The sequence below is a fragment of the Maribacter algae genome (assembly GCF_047345745.1).
GTDB lineage: Bacteria > Bacteroidota > Bacteroidia > Flavobacteriales > Flavobacteriaceae > Maribacter.
Genome location: NZ_JBLFES010000001.1, coordinates 1,563,285 through 1,582,369 on the forward strand (window position 1 = coordinate 1,563,285; position 19,085 = coordinate 1,582,369).

General features: G+C 35.0%; 17 protein-coding genes. 6 read left to right on the forward strand and 11 right to left on the reverse strand.

Features of this window, described 5'->3' with window-relative positions; all coding sequences use genetic code 11:
- The first annotated feature begins 154 nt into the window (after positions 1–154).
- From drt3a to ACKWBX_RS06945, 6 genes are all read left to right on the forward strand, one after another.
- A complete protein-coding gene (gene drt3a / locus ACKWBX_RS06920; RefSeq protein ID WP_413967914.1) occupies positions 155–1,585 on the forward strand; it encodes an antiviral reverse transcriptase Drt3a in 1,431 nt (476 codons plus the stop codon).
- Between the two features lies 1 nt (position 1,586).
- Complete coding sequence (gene drt3b, locus ACKWBX_RS06925) at positions 1,587–3,812, forward strand: antiviral reverse transcriptase Drt3b (RefSeq protein WP_413967915.1); 2,226 nt, start codon at positions 1,587–1,589, stop codon at positions 3,810–3,812.
- Between the two features lie 119 nt (positions 3,813–3,931).
- Positions 3,932–5,896 carry a DUF2779 domain-containing protein gene (locus ACKWBX_RS06930; RefSeq protein WP_413967916.1) on the forward strand — a complete coding sequence of 655 codons (1,965 nt, stop codon included), beginning with the start codon at positions 3,932–3,934 and terminating at the stop codon, positions 5,894–5,896.
- Between the two features lie 33 nt (positions 5,897–5,929).
- Complete coding sequence (locus ACKWBX_RS06935) at positions 5,930–6,766, forward strand: hypothetical protein (RefSeq protein ID WP_413967917.1); 837 nt, start codon at positions 5,930–5,932, stop codon at positions 6,764–6,766.
- Between the two features lie 76 nt (positions 6,767–6,842).
- Entirely contained in the window at positions 6,843–7,358 is a 516-nt protein-coding gene (locus ACKWBX_RS06940; RefSeq protein ID WP_413967918.1) for a hypothetical protein, read from the forward strand.
- A gap of 28 nt (positions 7,359–7,386) precedes the next feature.
- Positions 7,387–8,856: an FRG domain-containing protein gene (locus tag ACKWBX_RS06945; RefSeq protein ID WP_413967919.1), complete on the forward strand. Its 1,470-nt coding sequence runs from the start codon at positions 7,387–7,389 to the stop codon at positions 8,854–8,856.
- Between the two features lie 114 nt (positions 8,857–8,970).
- Here ACKWBX_RS06945 and ACKWBX_RS06950 read toward each other — a convergent pair whose 3' ends face one another.
- The 11 genes from ACKWBX_RS06950 to ACKWBX_RS07000 form a co-directional block, all read right to left on the reverse strand.
- A complete protein-coding gene (locus ACKWBX_RS06950) occupies positions 8,971–10,098 on the reverse strand; it encodes a hypothetical protein (RefSeq protein ID WP_413967920.1) in 1,128 nt (375 codons plus the stop codon).
- Between the two features lie 45 nt (positions 10,099–10,143).
- Positions 10,144–10,806 (reverse strand): P-loop NTPase family protein, encoded by a 663-nt coding sequence (locus tag ACKWBX_RS06955; RefSeq protein ID WP_413967921.1) that lies wholly within the window; start codon positions 10,804–10,806, stop codon positions 10,144–10,146.
- Positions 10,807–11,505 (reverse strand): hypothetical protein, encoded by a 699-nt coding sequence (locus tag ACKWBX_RS06960; RefSeq protein ID WP_413967922.1) that lies wholly within the window; start codon positions 11,503–11,505, stop codon positions 10,807–10,809.
- Between the two features lie 6 nt (positions 11,506–11,511).
- Complete coding sequence (locus tag ACKWBX_RS06965; RefSeq protein WP_413967923.1) at positions 11,512–11,793, reverse strand: helix-turn-helix domain-containing protein; 282 nt, start codon at positions 11,791–11,793, stop codon at positions 11,512–11,514.
- A gap of 294 nt (positions 11,794–12,087) precedes the next feature.
- A complete protein-coding gene (locus tag ACKWBX_RS06970) occupies positions 12,088–12,909 on the reverse strand; it encodes an RteC domain-containing protein (protein ID WP_413967924.1) in 822 nt (273 codons plus the stop codon).
- A 271-nt stretch (positions 12,910–13,180) separates the two neighbouring features.
- Positions 13,181–14,095, reverse strand: a complete 915-nt coding sequence (locus ACKWBX_RS06975; RefSeq protein WP_413967925.1) for a LuxR C-terminal-related transcriptional regulator — start codon at positions 14,093–14,095, stop codon at positions 13,181–13,183.
- 3 nt (positions 14,096–14,098) lie between these two features.
- Positions 14,099–14,596 carry an asparaginase domain-containing protein gene (locus tag ACKWBX_RS06980; protein ID WP_413967926.1) on the reverse strand — a complete coding sequence of 166 codons (498 nt, stop codon included), beginning with the start codon at positions 14,594–14,596 and terminating at the stop codon, positions 14,099–14,101.
- 52 nt (positions 14,597–14,648) lie between these two features.
- A complete protein-coding gene (locus ACKWBX_RS06985) occupies positions 14,649–15,860 on the reverse strand; it encodes a hypothetical protein (protein WP_413967927.1) in 1,212 nt (403 codons plus the stop codon).
- Positions 15,861–15,976: 116 nt separating this feature from the next.
- Positions 15,977–17,704 carry a leucine-rich repeat domain-containing protein gene (locus ACKWBX_RS06990; protein WP_413967928.1) on the reverse strand — a complete coding sequence of 576 codons (1,728 nt, stop codon included), beginning with the start codon at positions 17,702–17,704 and terminating at the stop codon, positions 15,977–15,979.
- A gap of 75 nt (positions 17,705–17,779) precedes the next feature.
- Positions 17,780–18,565, reverse strand: coding sequence for an alpha/beta fold hydrolase (locus ACKWBX_RS06995; protein WP_413967929.1), 786 nt, complete (start codon positions 18,563–18,565; stop codon positions 17,780–17,782).
- 116 nt (positions 18,566–18,681) lie between these two features.
- Complete coding sequence (locus ACKWBX_RS07000) at positions 18,682–19,071, reverse strand: DUF983 domain-containing protein (RefSeq protein WP_413967930.1); 390 nt, start codon at positions 19,069–19,071, stop codon at positions 18,682–18,684.
- Positions 19,072–19,085: the final 14 nt, after the last annotated feature.

Sequence of the window (19,085 nt, forward strand, 5' to 3'; positions counted from 1 at the left end):
TATCTCTTCAAAGGGTAATAGAAGTTGTATCAATTGACCTATGTTTGAAGGGAGGACTTGCATATGAAATGGAATTTTTAAAGAGTTTTTAGAAGGTTTTGATCTGTTAATAGATACAGATTTTTCCTATTTTTATAAATATTGAAAAATCATTATGCTTAACCAATCTTTTTCTTTAAAAAACTTTACAAAGATATTTGAAATAGAAAATCGTAAGGGAAATTTTGAATCTAAGTTCTATTCTGATGAATTTCATAGGCTTTCGGGTGAATTAAAAAAACAACGTGCAATCATCAAACTCTATAAAGGTGGTAGAGAAGTTCCAAGGGAAGATGATAAATTAAAGGATTTGTACGATGAAAAAAAGAAGCTAGAAAATCAAAAAAAAAATGAATTAGAACTGACTCTTCAAGAATATTCAGGTACAGTAAATTCTAAAGATTTTAAATTCAGTATTTCAAAGACACTACACAAACCAAGCGGTAAATACATATATCCCTTAACTAAAGACGCACCTTCATTTTTTGCAATGAAACAATTGCAATATAATGTTAATAGGACTTTCGGGGTAAAACAAGGTAATCGATATCTTATTTCTAAGCAAGTTCAATCGCTACTAAAAGACAACATTTCAAAAATTGTTTTAAGAACCGATATCAAGAGTTTTTATGAGAGTGTTTCACAATCTCGTCTTTTAGAGAAAATTTTTAATAACCAACTTTTAAGTCCTAAGTCTAAAGCCCTCATCAAGAGTTTATTGTTTAGTTATAACCAGTTAACTGGTCAATTAGGTACAGCAGAAGAGGATAGGAAAGGGATTCCTAGAGGTGCCGGAATTAGTGCTTACCTAGCCGAATTATATATGCGTGAGGTAGATGACAAGATTCGAAGAATGGACGATGTAATATATTATAGCAGATACGTTGACGATATTGTTGTTGTTTTTCGGCCCAATTGGAAACTGGCCAAAGCAGACTATAAGACACAAGTACAAAAAGTGATAGTAGAGAGTGGCTTGGAAATGAACAATTCTAAATCCTTTACTTATGATTTAGAGAATGACAGGAAGGAAATAAACATTGAGTTTCTAGGATATGTTTTTAATCTAAAAGACCTACAATATCTCAACACTTCCATGTCCTCAAGAAAGATTGATAAATACGTTTCGAGAATTGAAAAAAGCCTGAATGCATTTTTAGAACAACGTACGTTTGGTTACAATGAGGCTTCAAAGTTACTAATTCACAGATTCAATTACTTAACTAAAAACACCAGACTACATAGACCGAAGAAAGGGTTAGTTGGTATTTACTATTCAAATAGTTTAATTGAAGTTGATTGTAAAGACTTGAAATTTTTAGATTCTGAGTTAAAAAGACTAGTTGGTGAAAAGTTACCTACGTCTCATTTTCCAAAGCTGAACAGGAAACTAGAGGAATATAGTTTCGAGAACGGTTTTAAAAACCGATATTTCTTCAATGTCAATTCAAAAAGAAAAAATATCGCAGATTTAAGACCAACAAAATTAAAAGAATCGAGAAAGCTTGTTAACAATTTTGAACGAGTAATTTCAATTTGGAAATAACATGAGAAAAGGAAAAACAAAAAAACCTATTAAATATGCAATTGAAAGGGCTTTATTAAGCGATGTTCTACCCTATGAAACACCTATTATCTTTTCAAATAGACATTTTTATAGGTTTTTAGTAAAATATAAAATAAAGTATTGCCCTATTCAAAAAGAATTTTCTTGGGTGAATTGCAAAGATGAAGAAACCATACAGCAGGTAGTGACAATACTCTTTGATGTGCATGGCGAAGCCGATACTAATAGAAAGAAATTGACTGTCAAGGAGTCAAGAAAAATACCTTTTTATTACAGAATAACACACAAGAAAAATGATTTTAGAGTATTGGGGTTACCTCATCCAAAAAGTCAAGTAGAACTGGTGGCGCTTTACGAGAGCTTTAAGGAACTAATTATTTATTATTCAAAGCAAAGTCCATTTTCAATTAGAAGACCTGAGACCATTGCCAAATTTGTTTATACAAATGATAGAACCTACAAAAAGAAAAAAGGTGAAGAAAGTGATTTAATTGAACAAAATGATAAAGAATACAAAAGTCTAAAGACTTTTTTTACGTATGAAAAATATTCAAACATCTATAAGTTTTATGAGGACTACATTTATCATAGAGCTGAAAAAAAATATGATAAGATGTTGAAGTTTGACTTGGCCAAATGTTTTGATAGTATCTATACCCATTCTATTTCTTGGTCTCTATTGGGAAAAGACTTTATTAAAAATAATTTAGATAAGGAGGGGCAAACATTCGCTGGAAAATTTGATGAATTCATGCGAGATACAAATTATGGAGAAACAAATGGAATAATAATTGGCCCTGAGTTTTCAAGAATATTTGCGGAGATAATACTGCAAGGGATTGACAAATCTGTGGAAATCAAACTCGGAAATAATAAAATATTTCACAAAGTACACTATGAAATATACCGATATGTAGACGATTTTTTCCTTTTTTTTAACGATGATACAACAAAGGATGCGGTTCTGGAAAACTATAAGATAGCTTTAAAGGAATATAAAATGACCTTGAATGATTCTAAAACCATTCCTTATGAAAAACCACTCATAACGGAAATTACTATTGCAAAAAATAAAATCGTTAACCTATTAAGAGAGAAAATAAAATTTAAAGCAAAAAAGGAGAAAACAAATAAAGAAAAAGATGAGGATGGTACGAAAAAGGGTAGCACAGAAAATAAAATAAAGGTAAGTGATGTTGACATTAGATGTAATTCCAATAAGCTAATAACGGAATTTAAAACCATTATTGTGGTATCAAAGGTATCCTACAAGGACGTAATGAACTACACCTTAGCAATCATCAAAACCATTTTGACAAGAAACATAAAGAAGTATGAAGACTATAAAAAAAGAAAGCTCAAAAACCAGCTTGCTGGTTTTTTGACAAAAGAAGAAGAGAAGAAACTTGTAAAGCAGGAATATAACTTTACCAAGTATACAACTGAGATGCTAGATTTTGTATTTTTCCTTTATGGAGTATCTCCAAGGGTTAATTCTACTATTAAATTAGTTGCCATTCTGTCATTGATAATCAAATCTTTTAAGAAAAGACTTAAACTTAATGACGCTCATGGTAAAAAATATGCCCTATACAACCAGTTTCAACAAATTAATCAAGAGATAATATTTAAAAAAATATCGGATGAGATAATTTTAACTCTTGAACGTAATAAACTAAAAGAGCATGTTCAAATTGAGACTTTATATTTATTAGTGGTTTTAAAGGAATTAGGAAAAAATTATAGATTACCCGAAGAACAATTGGTAAAATATTTGAACCTTCTAGAATTGAAAAATGCAGACGATACAAGTTATAAACCAAAACGGTATAAATTCGATAATGAAATAAACTACTTTGTAATAATTGTTTTACTGTTTTATTTTAAAGACATAAAAAGATACAAAGGGCTGAAGGTCGTTTTGAAAAATGCAATTAGAAAAAAAATTGGTAGAACAAAGAAATCTTTTAGGTCAAAAAACTCTGAATTAGTGCTACTATTGTTCGATTTATTGGCATGTCCTTATTTAAATGAGAATAACAATAAGTTTAAAAAAGAATTGCTAACTTGTTTTGGAGTGCTCAAACCAGAGCATGAAAGTTTTATCACGTTTATAAACCGACAAAAGTATTGGTTTACGAAATGGGATAATTTTAATTTAGTCGAAGAGCTGAATGCCAAGAGTTCACTAGAACCTTATTCTTAATTTAAGGACGCACCAGATAAATAATGCAGCTTCGGTTGCCACACACAAGCGTTCTAATATGTCCGTAAAAAGACAAATACAAAGTTAGCTTTTTCTGGGGCTAGCTTTTTTTAATACTAATGAGTAGATATTTAACAAAGTCTAGATTTAAATTAGGTTTGGAATGCCCGAATAAGCTTTACTATACAGGTAAACTAGACTATTCAAATATCAAGAAGGAAAACCCATTTCTGGAAGCTTTAGCTCAAGGAGGGTTTCAAGTCGAAGAACTTGCAAGAATGCATTATCCAAATGGAGTATTAATTGAAGGCAATCCATGGGAATATAAACTTGTATCGGACCAAACAAAAGAACTTTTAAAACAGGAAAACATCATTATATATGAAGCAGCTTTTCTAATTGATGGTCTATTTGTTAGGACGGATATTCTAATAAAAAAAGATAATCATATTGAGCTCATAGAGGTGAAATCCAAATCATTTAGACCTGAAGACGAATATCTTCTATTGGGAAAAAAAGGTGGCTTGGTGGCCAGTTGGAAACCATATTTATTTGATGTGGCATTTCAAAAGCACGTAATTCAAAAATCCTTTCCGTCTTGGGATATTAGGTCTTATCTCATGATGGCTGATAAATCAAAGAAAACTAGTATTGATGGTTTGAATCAATTATTTAGAATTACAAAAAAGGAAAACAATCGTACGGGAATTATAAAGAAAGTACAGTCAATTGAGCAAACTGGTGATTCTGTACTAGGAAGAAAGGAAATTACTGGTATTATAAGTGATATTGAATCAAACAAGTTCATGTATTATCCGAACTTACCTTTTCAAGATGCGATTCTATTATTTAAAACCCTCTATGAAAAAGATAAATATGCAAATTGGCCAACCTCTTTCAAGTCTTGTAAAAATTGTGAATTCAAGAGTACTGATTTAGAAGGTCAACGCAGTCTAAAATCAGGTTTTAAAGAATGTTTTAAAAAGCAACATAATTGGTTAGATGGAGACTTTATTAAACCTAATATTTTTGATATTTATGATTTTAGAAAAGGTAGTAAGTTATTTGAAGATGGGATATATTTTAAAAGTGAACTTACAGAAGAGAATATAGGGTTAAAGGAAGATACAGAAAGATTAACGACTTCAAATAGGCAATGGTTACAGATTGAAAAGGAACAAAATAATGACACTTCCATATATGTGGATAGAGATGGGCTGAGAGAAGAAATAGAAAAATTTAATTTTCCGTTACATTTTATTGATTTTGAAACGAGTACCGCTGCGTTGCCCTTTAATAAAGGCTTAAAACCATATGAACAGATTGCTTTTCAGTTTTCACATCATATTTATCAGAAAAATGGGGAAATAATTCACGCTAATGAATATATTAATAATGAGGCTGGTGCCTTTCCAAATTTTGATTTTTTAAGAGCCTTAAAAATTGCTTTGGAGAATGATAATGGTACTATCTTTAGGTATTCACACCATGAGAATACAATTTTAAATGCTATTTACATTCAACTAGTGAACTCTAATGAAATTGATAAGGATGCCTTAATTGGTTTTATTCAATCCATTTCTCACTCAAAAAAAGAAAGTGTTGCGAAATGGAAAGGGAAACGAGATATGGTTGACTTATGGGCCATTGAAAAACGATATTATTACAATCCGCTGACCAAAGGTTCCAATTCTTTGAAAGCAGTTTTACCTGCTGCTTTAAGTAAAAGTAAATTTCTAAGAAAAAAATACTCAAAACCAATCAATCAAATAAATGTTACTAGCAAGAATTTTTCTGATGACCATATTTGGCTAATGCTTGAAAATGGAGTCGTTAAAGACCCCTACAAAATACTGCCCTCTGTTTTTGAAGGATGGAGTGAAGATCAGATAGAAAATACACTATCAGATATAGAGGATATTGCCGACGGTGGTGCCGCTTTGATAGCATACAGTAAACTTCAATACACAGATATGGCTCCAGATGAAATTGATGAACTGACTAAGTCCTTATTGAAATATTGTGAGTTAGATACATTGGCTATGATTATGATTTATGAACATTTTAAAGAGTTGATAGAATAAATGATTTTTCCCAATAGTTATTAGAGTTGCAGAATGAATATCAAACTAATTAAACAAAACACTCTAAGTATTTTAAAAACTTATGTTCCCAATCTACTTATTTACCTATCCGAAACCGAAATTGAATCCTTTATTGATAAATCTTTAGATTTTACAAATGGAAAAGAAGTAGCTAAAATGAATGGGAATTTTTTGGTTTCATTTTTTCTTCTTGTAAGGGAACATAAGGAAAATAAATCTTCCGTTATAAGAAATGAATTTGAATACATGAACTACCTATTAGGCAAGTTCAATGAAGTAAACCCAAACTCCAGAGCTTTCAAAAACTTTTTGATAGCTGTAATCTATGATTTCAGACAAAATGGGTTTCTTCATGCATTGGGTGAAATTTCTGCCTGTCTAACTCTACTGGACTACGATTGTAAGTTCTCTACATATGAGAAAAAAATAACCAACGGGAAAAGTATAGATTTCGAATTCATCAAAAAAGATGGCAATCCTATACTGTTCGATGTGGTAACTATAAACTTCGATTCATCAAAGTATGAAAACCCTAAAGGTTTACAAAGTCTTGTTTGCAAGCGAATATCCGATAAGTTTAATAACAAAACTGATAGCCTAGAAGAGAGTGATAAAGAAAATATTTACATATTCCCAATATTCTCGGGGTTAACAATAGATATTATAAAAGAGAATAAAATGTTTTTGAATAATATAGATAGCGATGTTTGCCCCTCAAAATTCAATTGCTTCGAAGCTCATATATTTGCTAACCTAGACAGTCAATATTTCAATTTATTTACTACGAATGAAATAATTGAACTTGATAAAAAGAAGGCGAAAAATGTGCGAGCTAAAAAACGTTATTAAGACATTATTCCATTTACAGACACAAATCTACCTAATTGTTGAAACTCTAAACGAGATCGGAAACAACTATCAAATATTGCAGAAAATAGAATTGAAAAATTTCTTTGATAAAAGTATGAATTTGGAGATTTCTTCACATGCATTGCTTTCTAATTATTCTATTATTATGTTTTCTTCTTTTATTGAAGAGTATGATAAATACTTCAATCCTGGTCATTTAAGTGCCGTTGATAGTCGAAGAATCTTAAATGTAAAAGAGAAAAATTTGCCTGGATTAAAACGAATAAGGAAATGGAAGGATATTTCACGTTTTAGAAATCATATGGTAGCACACAGTTTTCGTTTTAAAAACAAATCATTTTTTTCGGATGAAATAGAAGAGCTTAATTTTAAGATTCCAAACAAAATATCTGAAAAGAACTTATTTGCTGGAATTGTTCATCTAATATGTATGAATATTAGAGATGAGTTTCTGGAGTATGTAATTAATTTTGATAATAATCAGGTAATGCTTGACAAAATGAAATTAATGGGTGAGGACATCGATAATGAGAAGGAGCTAATTGAATTGTATGCTCGGATGAGAGGTTAACTTCAAAAAAATGTATATAATTCAATAAATGAGTGAAATGCATAGAGTGAATAACCTAGAGGAAGCAATGAATCTTGCTAAAAAATTTAGTGATTCTGGAAAGTATAACCTTTTTAGGGGTCAAGCTCAGAACTGGAATGTAACACCTTCATCAGCAAGGCTAAATCAAAACGAATTCGAAGAAGGAATTGAAAAGTTAAAACGACTGTACAGTTTTTTTGAAACATCAGAGAATTTATTAAAGTATCAGTCAAATATAGATTGGTTTTTTGCTGTTGCCCAACACTATGGTTTGCCAACTAATTATATTGATTTCACAACTAATTATAGAGTATCAGCATACTTTGCCACGAATTCTAACTCTAATGAGATTGGAAAGGAAAGTGTTATTATTTGTCTTAATGAAACTGACTTTGCCGATTTCATAAAACACACTCAATCAATTTATTTAAATGATAAGGTCATAGCACCTTATATAAGTAAAATTGACGTTCACAATCTATGGCGCCTTCAATCCCAAGAAGGACTTTTTTTGTTTACCCCTTACTCAAATATTGAATCCTATTATAATTTTGATAGAATTATATTCCCTTATGAAAAACCCTATAAAGGAATAACTAAAAACCTAATATATCCAGAAAACAAAAGTGAATTAGAAATTCACTTGGATTACTATTTCAATAGAGAAGAAAGATTAATTGGCCAAAAAAGATTTAGAAAGTTCGCTGATGAAATGAAAATGCCAGGTTTTACAATGCCTGATTTAAAAATCGATAATTTTCTTAGAAACAAGAAAGAACATAAAAGTTGGGAATCTGAGCATTTTTCAAAATGGAGTTATGCTTTTCTAGAAAACTGGAAGACTTTAGAAAGCGAAAGCGTAATAAATTTAAAACTACCCATTGACTCTAATTCTTATCAAGAATTTTCAGATACCTCGATGTTGTCTTTTAATGATCTAGATAAAGATGTAAAAAGGAATCAAAATTTAAAATTTGTGATAGACTTAAATGGGAATACTAAATCGTTTAAGGACTTGGCTAAAAGAATAGAGAACAGTTGTGTAAGAATTTGGGACGGAACACGTAATTTACCTTTCACAAATTTCGATATTTATAAAATAATTATAGACTATATTTTTTTCGAATATTACGAACATATCTCAGAAAAGGCTTTCTCTTATGGTGATAGAGAGCTAATTGTACTTGAATTGACAAACAAACATCATAGTATGACAAGATGTTATGTAACTAAAAGCAAACTAGAAGAAGCTTTCAGAGAAGATATTAAAGATGTATTAATTGAAGATTATGAACAAGATATTACTTCGCTAGTTTTATTAAAGGTAAATATCCCACAGATAATTTTTGATTTTGAAAAACTCTTAGCCTTGTTTAAGGAAGAAATGATTGCATACCAAGTAGTCTACAATAGTGAAAAGATTAATCCTGTAATTTTCTACTCACCAACTGAATTGAACATTCTCGGTTATTCATAAATACTAAGTCCAAAAAGCCTCCCATGTAAAGACATAGCCAAGTTCTCTTAAAAATAAATCAAGTAAACTCTTTACAGAACACACCAAGAGTAAAGAGTGGAAATGTCCCAAAGGCTAAATTTTAAAACTTGCCCAAACTGCGGGATGTTCGCTTGCTTCATGCTCCTTCTTAGAGATATTAGGGTAAATAGACCACACCGGCTTTTTATTAGGCCAAATCGCTTTTCGGTTCAGCCCACCTTGCTTGACGTTCTTGAAAAGTTGGGGAGACAACAGTAGATAGTCCTTTTGCTTGATATTTACCCCCAAGCGATAGGCCCCCAATCGAAAGTAATCCGCATCAACACCCTTGTCAAAATCAACATTAAAACGTTCATGTTTTGGAATGTCTTTTAAATCGGTTTCCTGAAGTAATGGTGCCAGGGAATGACAATAGGATACCGAGTTCAAAGTTCCAAGAACGGCAATTTGGGTTCTACCCTCAGAACGAAGTTTTTGATAGACTTCCGCAACCCGTTGCGCTTGTTTTTTTCGCAGATTGTCCGAATGTTCTTTATCCTTCTCTTGGGGTTGCAAGTGAACGGCCAATAACCAAATGGTGGTTTTGGAAGGAGTCTGTATTTCATATTCCAAAAAATCATTTTGAAATAAAGGGTTGCCCGAATCATCCGTGTCGTATTGATGGCTTTTTACGGAAAGGATTTGGTATCCGTTTTTGGTAAGTATCCCCGTTTCGTGACCGCCTTGGTTGTTTCCCTGGATCACAAACAACTGTTCAAAAGGTTTGCAATTAAATTCGGGGAGTAGCTCCGTGTTGAATTCTGAAAGCGAGGCCTTATCCTCTATTTCCTGTACCAGTAAAATATCCGGGTTTACTTCTGCAATTACCCGTGCTTTGTTCTTTATAGCGATTGCGTGTATGGGAACCGTTTGTAATGCGATCCAACCGTTCCAATCGGTAAGCTCGGAGGCTTGCAGTTCTTTGGAATAGTCCATTCCTTTTAGAAATAAAAATCCTGCTCTTCGGCGCATAACGGCATAGGGTAGCTGATACGATTTATCGAAGCCGAGTAGAAAGGAAAGTTCCCGCATCCGGTTGCTATCGGTAGGGTTGTAGTTTTTCTTTCTGATCAGGTTATCCATCTCGGCTATCCAATCATAAACACATTTACTGTAGGGCTTTTCTAAAAAACTTCGGTCTCTATGGAACAGGTTTTGGATATTGAATGTTGCTATTTTCATAAGTATGTTCGTATATGTCATTCCTGTGAAAGCAGGAATCTAGTTTTAAATTCTTTTATCCTTGGTACTCTTATCAAAAGCGATCAGATTGAACATTTGGCGCATTCTACTGCGGACCCGTTCCCCATAGCGTTCCTCTAATTCCGCAGCATTCAAGTTGGTAGTGGCATGTGTAGGAATTTTGCGTTTCAAATAGAGCTCGTGGCGGGAAAGGATGACTTCCCCCATCACATTGCAGTCCTTTCCAAAGTGGCGTCCAATGGGTTCAACGCCCAAATCATCGAAGCAGTAAAAGCTACCATCTCCATAATCCTCAATAATTTTGTAGCCCACATGATTGAAAGCAAAAGCAACATTTCTGGCCGGAATGATTTCATACGGTCTTCGATGGGGAACGATGTGCCGGAGCAATTTCATTAGACTGGTTTTGCCACATCCGACCGGGCCGGATAGCAAAATGCCCTTGTCCGGGTCAATACCTTCCTTTCTGCAATTCTCGAAATCACGAATAAAGTAGTTGCTTAGTTTAAAAAGAATGGGTTTGTCCTCCTCGTATATCTTGAATTCTTTGCCAAAGAGCATTTTCCCTTTGGCATCCAGATAGGTCAGGATTTTAGGGAAATCATAGCTGATTTTACGGCCATCAAAACTTCCCAGAGCATATTCCAAACTGCCCTCGATAATGATATGTGGTCTTCTTTCTGCCATTTAGAGGGGTTCACTATAGTTTTTTTCCTTTTTCGTCTTGAGAAAATCTTCATGTTCCAATGAATTTTGTTGTTCATTTTTTGATCGGCCATTGGCCGTTTTTATTTCTTGGGCCTTCAGCATCCAGTTTTCTGCCGTCGAATGCCAATCCAAAATTTTTATTTTACCACCGACTTTCCATCCGATGGAATTGTAGTGGTTAAAGAATTTTTTGGCCTCGATAAATGGCCATTTTCTTTTTTTGAAAAATTCCAAAACCTCTTTTTCATTTTTTGGTAGCTTAGGTTTACTACTGTTTTCTATTTGTTTAGAATAGTTTGTATTAGGTACCAATGCTTGTACCACAACCTGTTCATTACTTGGTTCGGTAGTCGTGTCACTACTTGTACCGGAACTTGTTTCGCTACTTGTACCAAAAATGAACATCTTGATTTGACTGCCTTTGTAGGGATTATGCGAGGGTAGATAATGCACGTATTTCCAGTCGCTAAGATTCTTGATACAGCGATGGTAGGTGGCCTTCGAGCCTATTTTAGAGAGTTGCATCATTTCTTCACGGTTGATATGGAACTTTTTCGGAAACCGGTTGATGTTCCAAAATTGGAACAAGGCCATATATAGGCTGATGTGCGTTGGGTTCAATCGGGAGTCTATGGCAAATTGTTGAAAGACCGTATTGAGATGTGTGATATAGTTCATACATCGCTATTCGTATTTGTGGTAGATGCGGTTCTCGGTCATTACCTTTTGGATTTCATCGATATCGTAAAAGATGATGCCACCCACTTTGGAGTAGGGGAGCGTACCATTGATACGAAGATTTTGGAGTGTGCCCGGACTGATCTTGAGCATTTCCATGACCTCGGAAGATTTGAGATATTTTTTAAGCCTTCCGGTTGCTTGCTGGGTCAATAGATTTTTGATGTCTTCGAGCAGTTCCAGTTTGAATTCTCGAAGGTCATCCGTAGTGATGATGCTTGTCGGCATAGTAGAACATTTTTTAAGAAAGGGGCTATCAACGATTACGCTTTTTAAATGATAGCCCCTGACCCGATTTGACTTTCGTTCTACAAAATTGGGATGGATTAATTGATTTTATTCCCAAGGTGAACCCAAGTTGGGAGAAAATTTAACATCATTTTACTTTTACGATTTTATTGCTATTTGGCACTTCAAAATGGGGTATTTAGCAGAAAAAAACTTCTTTTTCGGATATAAAGGCCAACACCCAAGTTGGTACCAACTTGGGTGTTTTTTTAACATTTGGCAACTGGTCGGAAATTAATTGTCCACTTCTTCCATGCGCCTTAAAAGAGCCATTTTTAAGGTATCCAAAAACTTGGTAGGGTCATTCGTCCTATTGCGAATTTCAATAAAAGTTCTATAAAAATCGCCTAGGTCCATGTTGAAAATCATTTCAAAGGCTTTGATGAGTTCTTTAATGTCGCCTTGTACCGCACCGGATGCAATCAATGAATAGGTAAGTTCAACGATATCGGTTTTTGATGCTGTGCATTTTAGGTCGAAACTTTGTATCGGAACAGAATTTCCTGCTTCTCTGGATATACTTGACAATTTCTCTTTTAAGTAGCGTACCATTAGGCCATACGCCTTAAACTGTGCGAATAAAGCATCCTTTGGGGTATTGAATTCGGGGTCTTGCAAATAGAGTCTTGAAGGTGCTACGGGCATTTCATTGATGGACACTCTTGTAAAGTAATATGAGTCAAAGTGGGTACAGCCCAACTCGATGTACTGTCCAAAATCGATATTTCGAAGGAAAAAGGAATTGTAATAGTTCAGGTGTTTCTTGATGTACTTCTTTTGAACCTGTATGCAGTTTTCCGGAAAGGATAACTCAAAATTATGAATTTCAGTGTGGTAAATGAGTTGTGACAGCGGTATGGGCTTGATTTTCTTAAAAAACCGTATTTCCTCTTTTGAAGCTTTAAATCCTTTTCCCACCATTTTCTTTCTAAGCAACGAAAGATATTTACGGCATATTAGAATGGATCTCAAAGCCCTTTTGTTGACATTGGAAGTCTCAACTTGTACCTGGTCAAGTTCGCTGTGCAATTTTTCCGTGAGTTCCAGATATTCCATAGAAAGTCGATACTCTAAGTTTAGAGCCTACCATCTATGGGGAACAAGTTCAAATTATGTGGCGAAAGCCAATAAAAGTGTGGCCCCATATGAAGTGGGCAAAAGGGGTATGGATTTTTCACTGTTTTCAGCAATTTTTTGGTCGGAAAGTATGAGAATAAAAATACGTAAATATGGCACTAAGAGATGTTAAGAAATGGCGTATTTACTTACTGCAGTAAACGTATTTTTGTACGTACTTTAGGAAACTACCAGTTAAGAAGTTAGAAGACTATCTTTTCTTACTTCCAAATTTAGATAAGAATCCCGTTTTATTCCTTACACCTGTCTTTTTAAAAATATTGGAAGCATGTTTCGAAACGGTTCGCTCGGCGATAAAAAACGTTTCTGCTATTTGTTTATAGGTATGATTGCTCAACATGGATACGGCGATTTCGACCTCCCTTCTAGTAAGACTCTTGTAAAGCAATTTTGATTGCAGCAATTCGCCCCTATTTTCATAGAAGGAGATTACGCCAAGCATCTTGCACTTATTTTCCAAAAAGTACAGATACCTATCAATTTCGATAGCGGTAATTGTATAAAACGCAATGTTCATTACCGTAAAGGTCAACCATTGATAATCCCCGATGACGGTCAATAAGGGAAGTAGCACCACGCATCCCGCACTAGTAATCGATAGCCTGCTTCTCCGATAGGCAAAGGAGGTAGATTTAGGAAAACGACCGATTCGTTGGCAAAAAGAACCTAAGAAATAAAATCCGATGAGGGCAAATGGAATGGTAAAACAAACCCGTGCCTTGTCCAGCGAACCGGTAATAGAATATGGGACTAAAAATAGAGCTATAAAGCCTAAACCCAACAATAAAGAAATGTTAGTAATCGACCAGTACAGCTCAAATATTGCGAAATCATATTCTTTGTAAAGGTAATAGAGTATGTAGACGCATAGGGCGATGGCCGTGCCGTAAGTGATAATGTACTGAAGAATAAATAGGCCCGGAAAATTTTCCATTGGGAGAAATCCTCCCGTGGCATTGTAGGCAATAAAAAGGATACCTAAGATAATATATCTTCTAAAGCCAAAATGTTCCAATCGCAATGACTGTAGAACTGCAAACAATACAATGACCGTATCTATCAAAAGATAGAAAAAGGTTGTCCAATGTATTGAGGTGCCGAACATTTTTCATGATTTTCTGGGCAACGTTTCGAATCGCTTATTTTGAGGATTTTTTCTAACATTGTCCCAATCAAAAATCTTTCCGTTCATGGCAATATAGACCCCGGCACTTAAACGTCCGATTATCGAAATCGCAAACCCTAAATTAAAGGGTGCATCGGAACGCACATTGGTACCCGATATAAAAGCTCCCGTAAGTATAATTGTTTTGCCAAGATGCTCTTGGGCTAGAAATTTCGCTGTTTCAACCATGGTAATCGTACCGTGTGTAATCAGTATTTTATCCGTACTTGATGACTTTATCTTTTCTGAAAGTAAATTACGGTCTTTAACGATAATAAAGCGGCTGTCCTTCTTGAAAAGACTACTGATTTCGTAGTTAAACGAAACATTGGCAGCCTTTAGAATATGCTCGACTACCGAAGGTTCATGTTTGGGCTTTTCGTTTGGATTTTGATAATCCAGCCCTCCAATAGTTCCACCTGTCGTGATGATGTATATCATTTTTCCAATTTCAATTATACTTTGGGGCATATCGAAAATTCTTGTTTTTCAATTAATTGAAGGTTTTCCTTGATTCTAAGTGCTCTTCGATTCTTCTATTTATCAAGTACTGGATTGTATCCAAATCTTCAATAGGGTATTCTTTTACACTGTTTAGGGAATTGCTGACACTGCCCAATTTGAAGGTTGAATCATTTTTTCGATATTGCTTGAAGAGTTCTAAGCGCCTTCCATATTCTTCCTTGAATCCATCTTCCAATAGGCCATCATAACCCAAAACCAATTTGAATTCTGAAATAGGCTTGTAAAAAACGTATCCTTTAAAAATATCAGCGTATCTGTAATCACTCGCCCGGTAAGGATAGTAATCAAAATAATCGTTGCCGAAAGGTGAGTCTGCAAAGTCGAAACCGATATTCGGATTACCCTCAAGCTCAAAGGCCGCATCCCATTTTCCGTTTTGGATGGGAACCTCCTTACCTTCATTTGCGGAGTCTTCCAGTTCATGGGATACTACAAAGCTTTTGGCATGGATAAAAATATTGGTGATTCTATCGCCATATTTTTTGAACAGATAGTTTGTACAGGCATTTTCGCTTGTGAAATTATCGTTGAAAGCATGGTGATAGTTTAAAATCAACAGAGCTTTTTGCTTTTTACCTGGCTCATGAACAGTAAGGCTGTCTATGTCGTGCATAATGTTCAACGCCATAATGCTATCCTTGACAGCCCTATATTTATGGGCATTCTTCATATCTGAAAAGGTTTTCGTAGTATTCCAGTTCATGGTGAGCCCCGATGGATATACCTTTATCTTTTCGGTAGGCTTCAGAGTCTGATTGATTTTATAGAGTTCCCTAAAAAAATAGGCATAGTTATGTTTCTCCCAGACGGGAAAATACCACGCATTGCGCTGAATATACTTTATCTCCTTATCGATTTCGGAATCGCTCAAACCTTCTTGGGACAAAAAAGCATTCATTCTTTTCTGTAGTCTTTTGGTACCAATTTCCAAGAAAATGTGTTTGACCTTGCTTTTGAAAATGGAGTCGGCAATTACCTTCACAATTAATTCATATTGGGTGATATCCCTATGGTCACGTTCCGCAAGGACAACAAAATCATAGGTGTCGAATTGTTGGAGAACATAATCCTTAGCCGATGTTTCCTGCTTTTGTACAAATGAGATGTAAGGATCTAGAGGGCTTGATGATGTTTCGCTTTTCTTCTTTTTACAGGAGATTAAACCAAAAAGTATCGACAAAAACAGGATGATGCTTTGTATAACAATGCATTTAATCCTGTCTTTGAACCCTCTAGAAAAACTATATTTTAAGACATTGAACCAGACCATACAAGTTTGGATATCGATTGGGGCAACTAACTTTCACATTGGGCATTTTGGTCTCTTGCTAAATTTAAACCGTCATCTTCCATATCACAAATCTCTTTTGGAATGATGGTAATTTGGTTTTGTATTATGTTCAGGATAAGAAGGTTGCCGAGGTTGCTTATTTCTAAAGGTAGATTTGTTAGGGAGTTTTTAAAAAGTAACAATTCCTCCAATTTCTCAACGTCTCCTATTTCGGTTGGTAATTCTGTTAGCGAGTTGTTGCTTACGTTTAGTATCTTAAGGTTTTTGAGATTGCCTATTTCCGGGATAAGCTCCGTCAGGGAATTACCTTGTAAAAAGAGCGTTTCGAGATTTACCAAATCATCTATTTCAGAAGGTACGTTAGTCAGCGAGTTATCGCTCAAGCGAAGGAATGTAAGGCTAGTAAGGTTATCCAATATTCCAGCTGGGAGACTTGATAGGGAGTTATCACCTAGGCTTAGGGTTTTCAGGTTAGTCAGGTTGCCAATTCCAGAGGGAAGTTCTGTTAAGGCATTTTCGGATAAACTTAGGGTTTCAAGATTTGTGAGATTGCCTATCTCTTCTGGCAAACTCAATATTGAATTCTTATATACATCGAGAATTTCCAAACTACTAATATTCCCTATCTCCTTAGGTAAACGTGATAGCGAATTCTCCCTAGAACGGAGTATTCGAAGTTTTGTAAGATTCCCAATTTCTGCGGGCAGACTGGTCAAAGAGTTGAAGGAAACATACAGTTCGTTAATTGCCGTAAGGTCACCTATTTCAGTAGGTAACGCTGTTAAGGAGTTGTCCCTGACATCAAGGGATTTGAGTTTTGGAAGATTGCCCAGCTCAGCAGGTAAGCTTTTTAAGGAATTCCCTTTTAAACCCAAAATTTTGAGATTTTCAAGAATGTCAATATAAGAAGGTAAGATAGTAATACCTTTATTGGGTAAATCCAACTCGGTTACCCTACCTTGCTCTACAGTAACACCTTCCCAACCGGACATATCCTCATCTTCCAGATTCCAATTCAAACGATTTAAACTATTTTTTGGGCTGGCACTGTATATCATCTCAAGTACATCTCTATCCGTAAGTGCTACTTGATTCACGTTAATCTTATAAATAGCCGTACTACCGTCTTCCGCTGTTACTGTATAGGTGACTTCTGTGGAAAAGTCCGTTGCTACCTTTTGTTTAGGATTGATTGTTGCTCCTTCGGAAATAATAATCGTTGGTTTCAATGATGGTAAGTTAGCGCTTGAGGGAACAGAAGCAGTAATCGTCTTTTCATCCTCGTTCAAGACAGCCTCTATATCTTTCCAAATACCTTCGTTTTCCGATGCCAAAAATTTGAAACCGATGATTTGCTTTTCGGTTGATTTGTCGATAGCCACACTGACTTTATACTTTTGAGTGCTACCGTCTTCGGCTGTAACGATATAATCCACGGCCGTACTAAAGTCCACTACGGTCATGTCCTTCGGACTTACCTTGGCCTTTTCCGAAATGGTGATTTTGGGTTTCAGTGACTTTACATTTGTTCCGAAAGGTACCTGTGCCGTAATGGTCTTTTTCGCTTCATCAATATTGGCTTTTATATCTTCTGAGAGCATATCGTTATCCTCTGATTCAAAAGAGAACGCGGTAATTTTTTTCTCTTCACTGAGTACGACTTGGTCGTCATCGTTGTTGCAAGCTATTAGGCTTAAAAGCAAATAGCCATAGACTAGAATTTTGTTTTTCATGATTTGGGTTTTTAAGGTTAAAACAAATTGGCCGGCAAATTACAGCGTCCTAAACCCAAACCGTTTGTCAAAAATTCAATTTTTGCTAGCCTTTTGAGACAAAGCTTTAACTCGATTCAAAAAATCGAGTAGAATATGGTTGAAGAGTTGCGGATTATCAAGATTGGCGAAATGACCGGCATATTTCATGTTTTTTATCTGAAAGTTGCCGTGTCGTTCGAATTCGTGCAGTGTACTGGCAATAACATTATTGATTTCAGTGTCTTTTGCCCCTTGTATAATCAATGTGGGAATTTTAGAAAGTCTTATAACCGGCAGATAATCAAAATCAGAGAGTAACGGTAAGGCATTTATAAATGTCGACTTTGGGGTCCCTTCTACCATTTTCCGTATTAGATCCTTGGAATATTGTGTCGTTCCGCTCCGACTTGCCAGACGGGATATCATCTTTATGCTGATCAGTTTATAAAAAATAGCCATCAAATGAATTAGGTACTTTGGTGGTTTTAGTTTGGCAGTTGTTCCGAAGGTTGTGAACGATGCAACATACGATGGAAAGTACCGTATAATTTCGTAACCAATATTGCCGCCCATAGAGTTGCCTATATAATGTACTTTTTCGATACCAAGAACATTTAGCAACATGATAATATCCCTCGCCATTTTTTTCAAGGTAAAATCTTTAGGCTCATAGGGCGAATGAAGTATCGAATTACCATGACCTCGGAGGCTGATAGAGAGTACCTTGAAATCTTTACTGAAAAAATCATGTTGCCTTTCAAACTGCCGATAATCGGCACCTAGACCGTGCACAAATAGCAATACGTGCCGATTGGTTTCACCGGTAAGCAGGTATTCCATCCGTAGGTGGACCAACTCTATGCAGGTTGCCTTATTTTTAGAAATTGATTTCGAAATGACTGCTGCTAAAGATTTATAATCAGATGAAACTTATTCTTGGGGCTGTTGAAGTTCTTTTAATCTTGAAGCCCAATACTCTTGTCAAAGGTCATGAAGATGTTTATCCAAATATTTCTTGACAGCCTTAAAATTATGGGCAGCAAAAGTATTTGGGTAATTACTACGGCTATAAATGTAGTAATCAGGCCAAAATTGAAGATGAGATATACCAACACAAAAACCATTCCCGCAAATACAAGGCCTACCCCGTAGCTAACATACATAGCACCAAAGAAGAAAGAGGGTTCTATTTTGTATTTTGTATGGCAATACCCACAACGTTCATGCATTTTCAACACTTCGGCTATTTGGTACGGATTTTTTCTTAAGTACATACTTTCTCTATGGCAAACCGGACAAGACCCGGTCAGAATACTGTATATTTTCGTTCCTTTAAATATTGTCATAGTTGTCAATCAGT

Excerpts from the sequence above, each read along its gene's own strand:
- ACKWBX_RS06930 (WP_413967916.1), top strand. The coding sequence starts at position 3,932 with ATGAGTAGATATTTAACAAAGTCTAGATTTAAATTAGGTTTGGAATGC.
- ACKWBX_RS06960 (WP_413967922.1), bottom strand. The coding sequence starts at position 11,505 with ATGAACTATATCACACATCTCAATACGGTCTTTCAACAATTTGCCATA.
- ACKWBX_RS06945 (WP_413967919.1), top strand. The coding sequence starts at position 7,387 with ATGAGTGAAATGCATAGAGTGAATAACCTAGAGGAAGCAATGAATCTT.
- ACKWBX_RS06995 (WP_413967929.1), bottom strand. The coding sequence starts at position 18,565 with ATGGAATACCTGCTTACCGGTGAAACCAATCGGCACGTATTGCTATTT.
- ACKWBX_RS06935 (WP_413967917.1), top strand. The coding sequence starts at position 5,930 with ATGAATATCAAACTAATTAAACAAAACACTCTAAGTATTTTAAAAACT.
- drt3b (WP_413967915.1), top strand. The coding sequence starts at position 1,587 with ATGAGAAAAGGAAAAACAAAAAAACCTATTAAATATGCAATTGAAAGG.
- ACKWBX_RS06980 (WP_413967926.1), bottom strand. The coding sequence starts at position 14,596 with ATGATATACATCATCACGACAGGTGGAACTATTGGAGGGCTGGATTAT.
- ACKWBX_RS07000 (WP_413967930.1), bottom strand. The coding sequence starts at position 19,071 with ATGACAATATTTAAAGGAACGAAAATATACAGTATTCTGACCGGGTCT.
- ACKWBX_RS06970 (WP_413967924.1), bottom strand. The coding sequence starts at position 12,909 with ATGGAATATCTGGAACTCACGGAAAAATTGCACAGCGAACTTGACCAG.
- drt3a (WP_413967914.1), top strand. The coding sequence starts at position 155 with ATGCTTAACCAATCTTTTTCTTTAAAAAACTTTACAAAGATATTTGAA.
- ACKWBX_RS06965 (WP_413967923.1), bottom strand. The coding sequence starts at position 11,793 with ATGCCGACAAGCATCATCACTACGGATGACCTTCGAGAATTCAAACTG.
- ACKWBX_RS06990 (WP_413967928.1), bottom strand. The coding sequence starts at position 17,704 with ATGAAAAACAAAATTCTAGTCTATGGCTATTTGCTTTTAAGCCTAATA.
- ACKWBX_RS06955 (WP_413967921.1), bottom strand. The coding sequence starts at position 10,806 with ATGGCAGAAAGAAGACCACATATCATTATCGAGGGCAGTTTGGAATAT.
- ACKWBX_RS06950 (WP_413967920.1), bottom strand. The coding sequence starts at position 10,098 with ATGAAAATAGCAACATTCAATATCCAAAACCTGTTCCATAGAGACCGA.
- ACKWBX_RS06975 (WP_413967925.1), bottom strand. The coding sequence starts at position 14,095 with ATGTTCGGCACCTCAATACATTGGACAACCTTTTTCTATCTTTTGATA.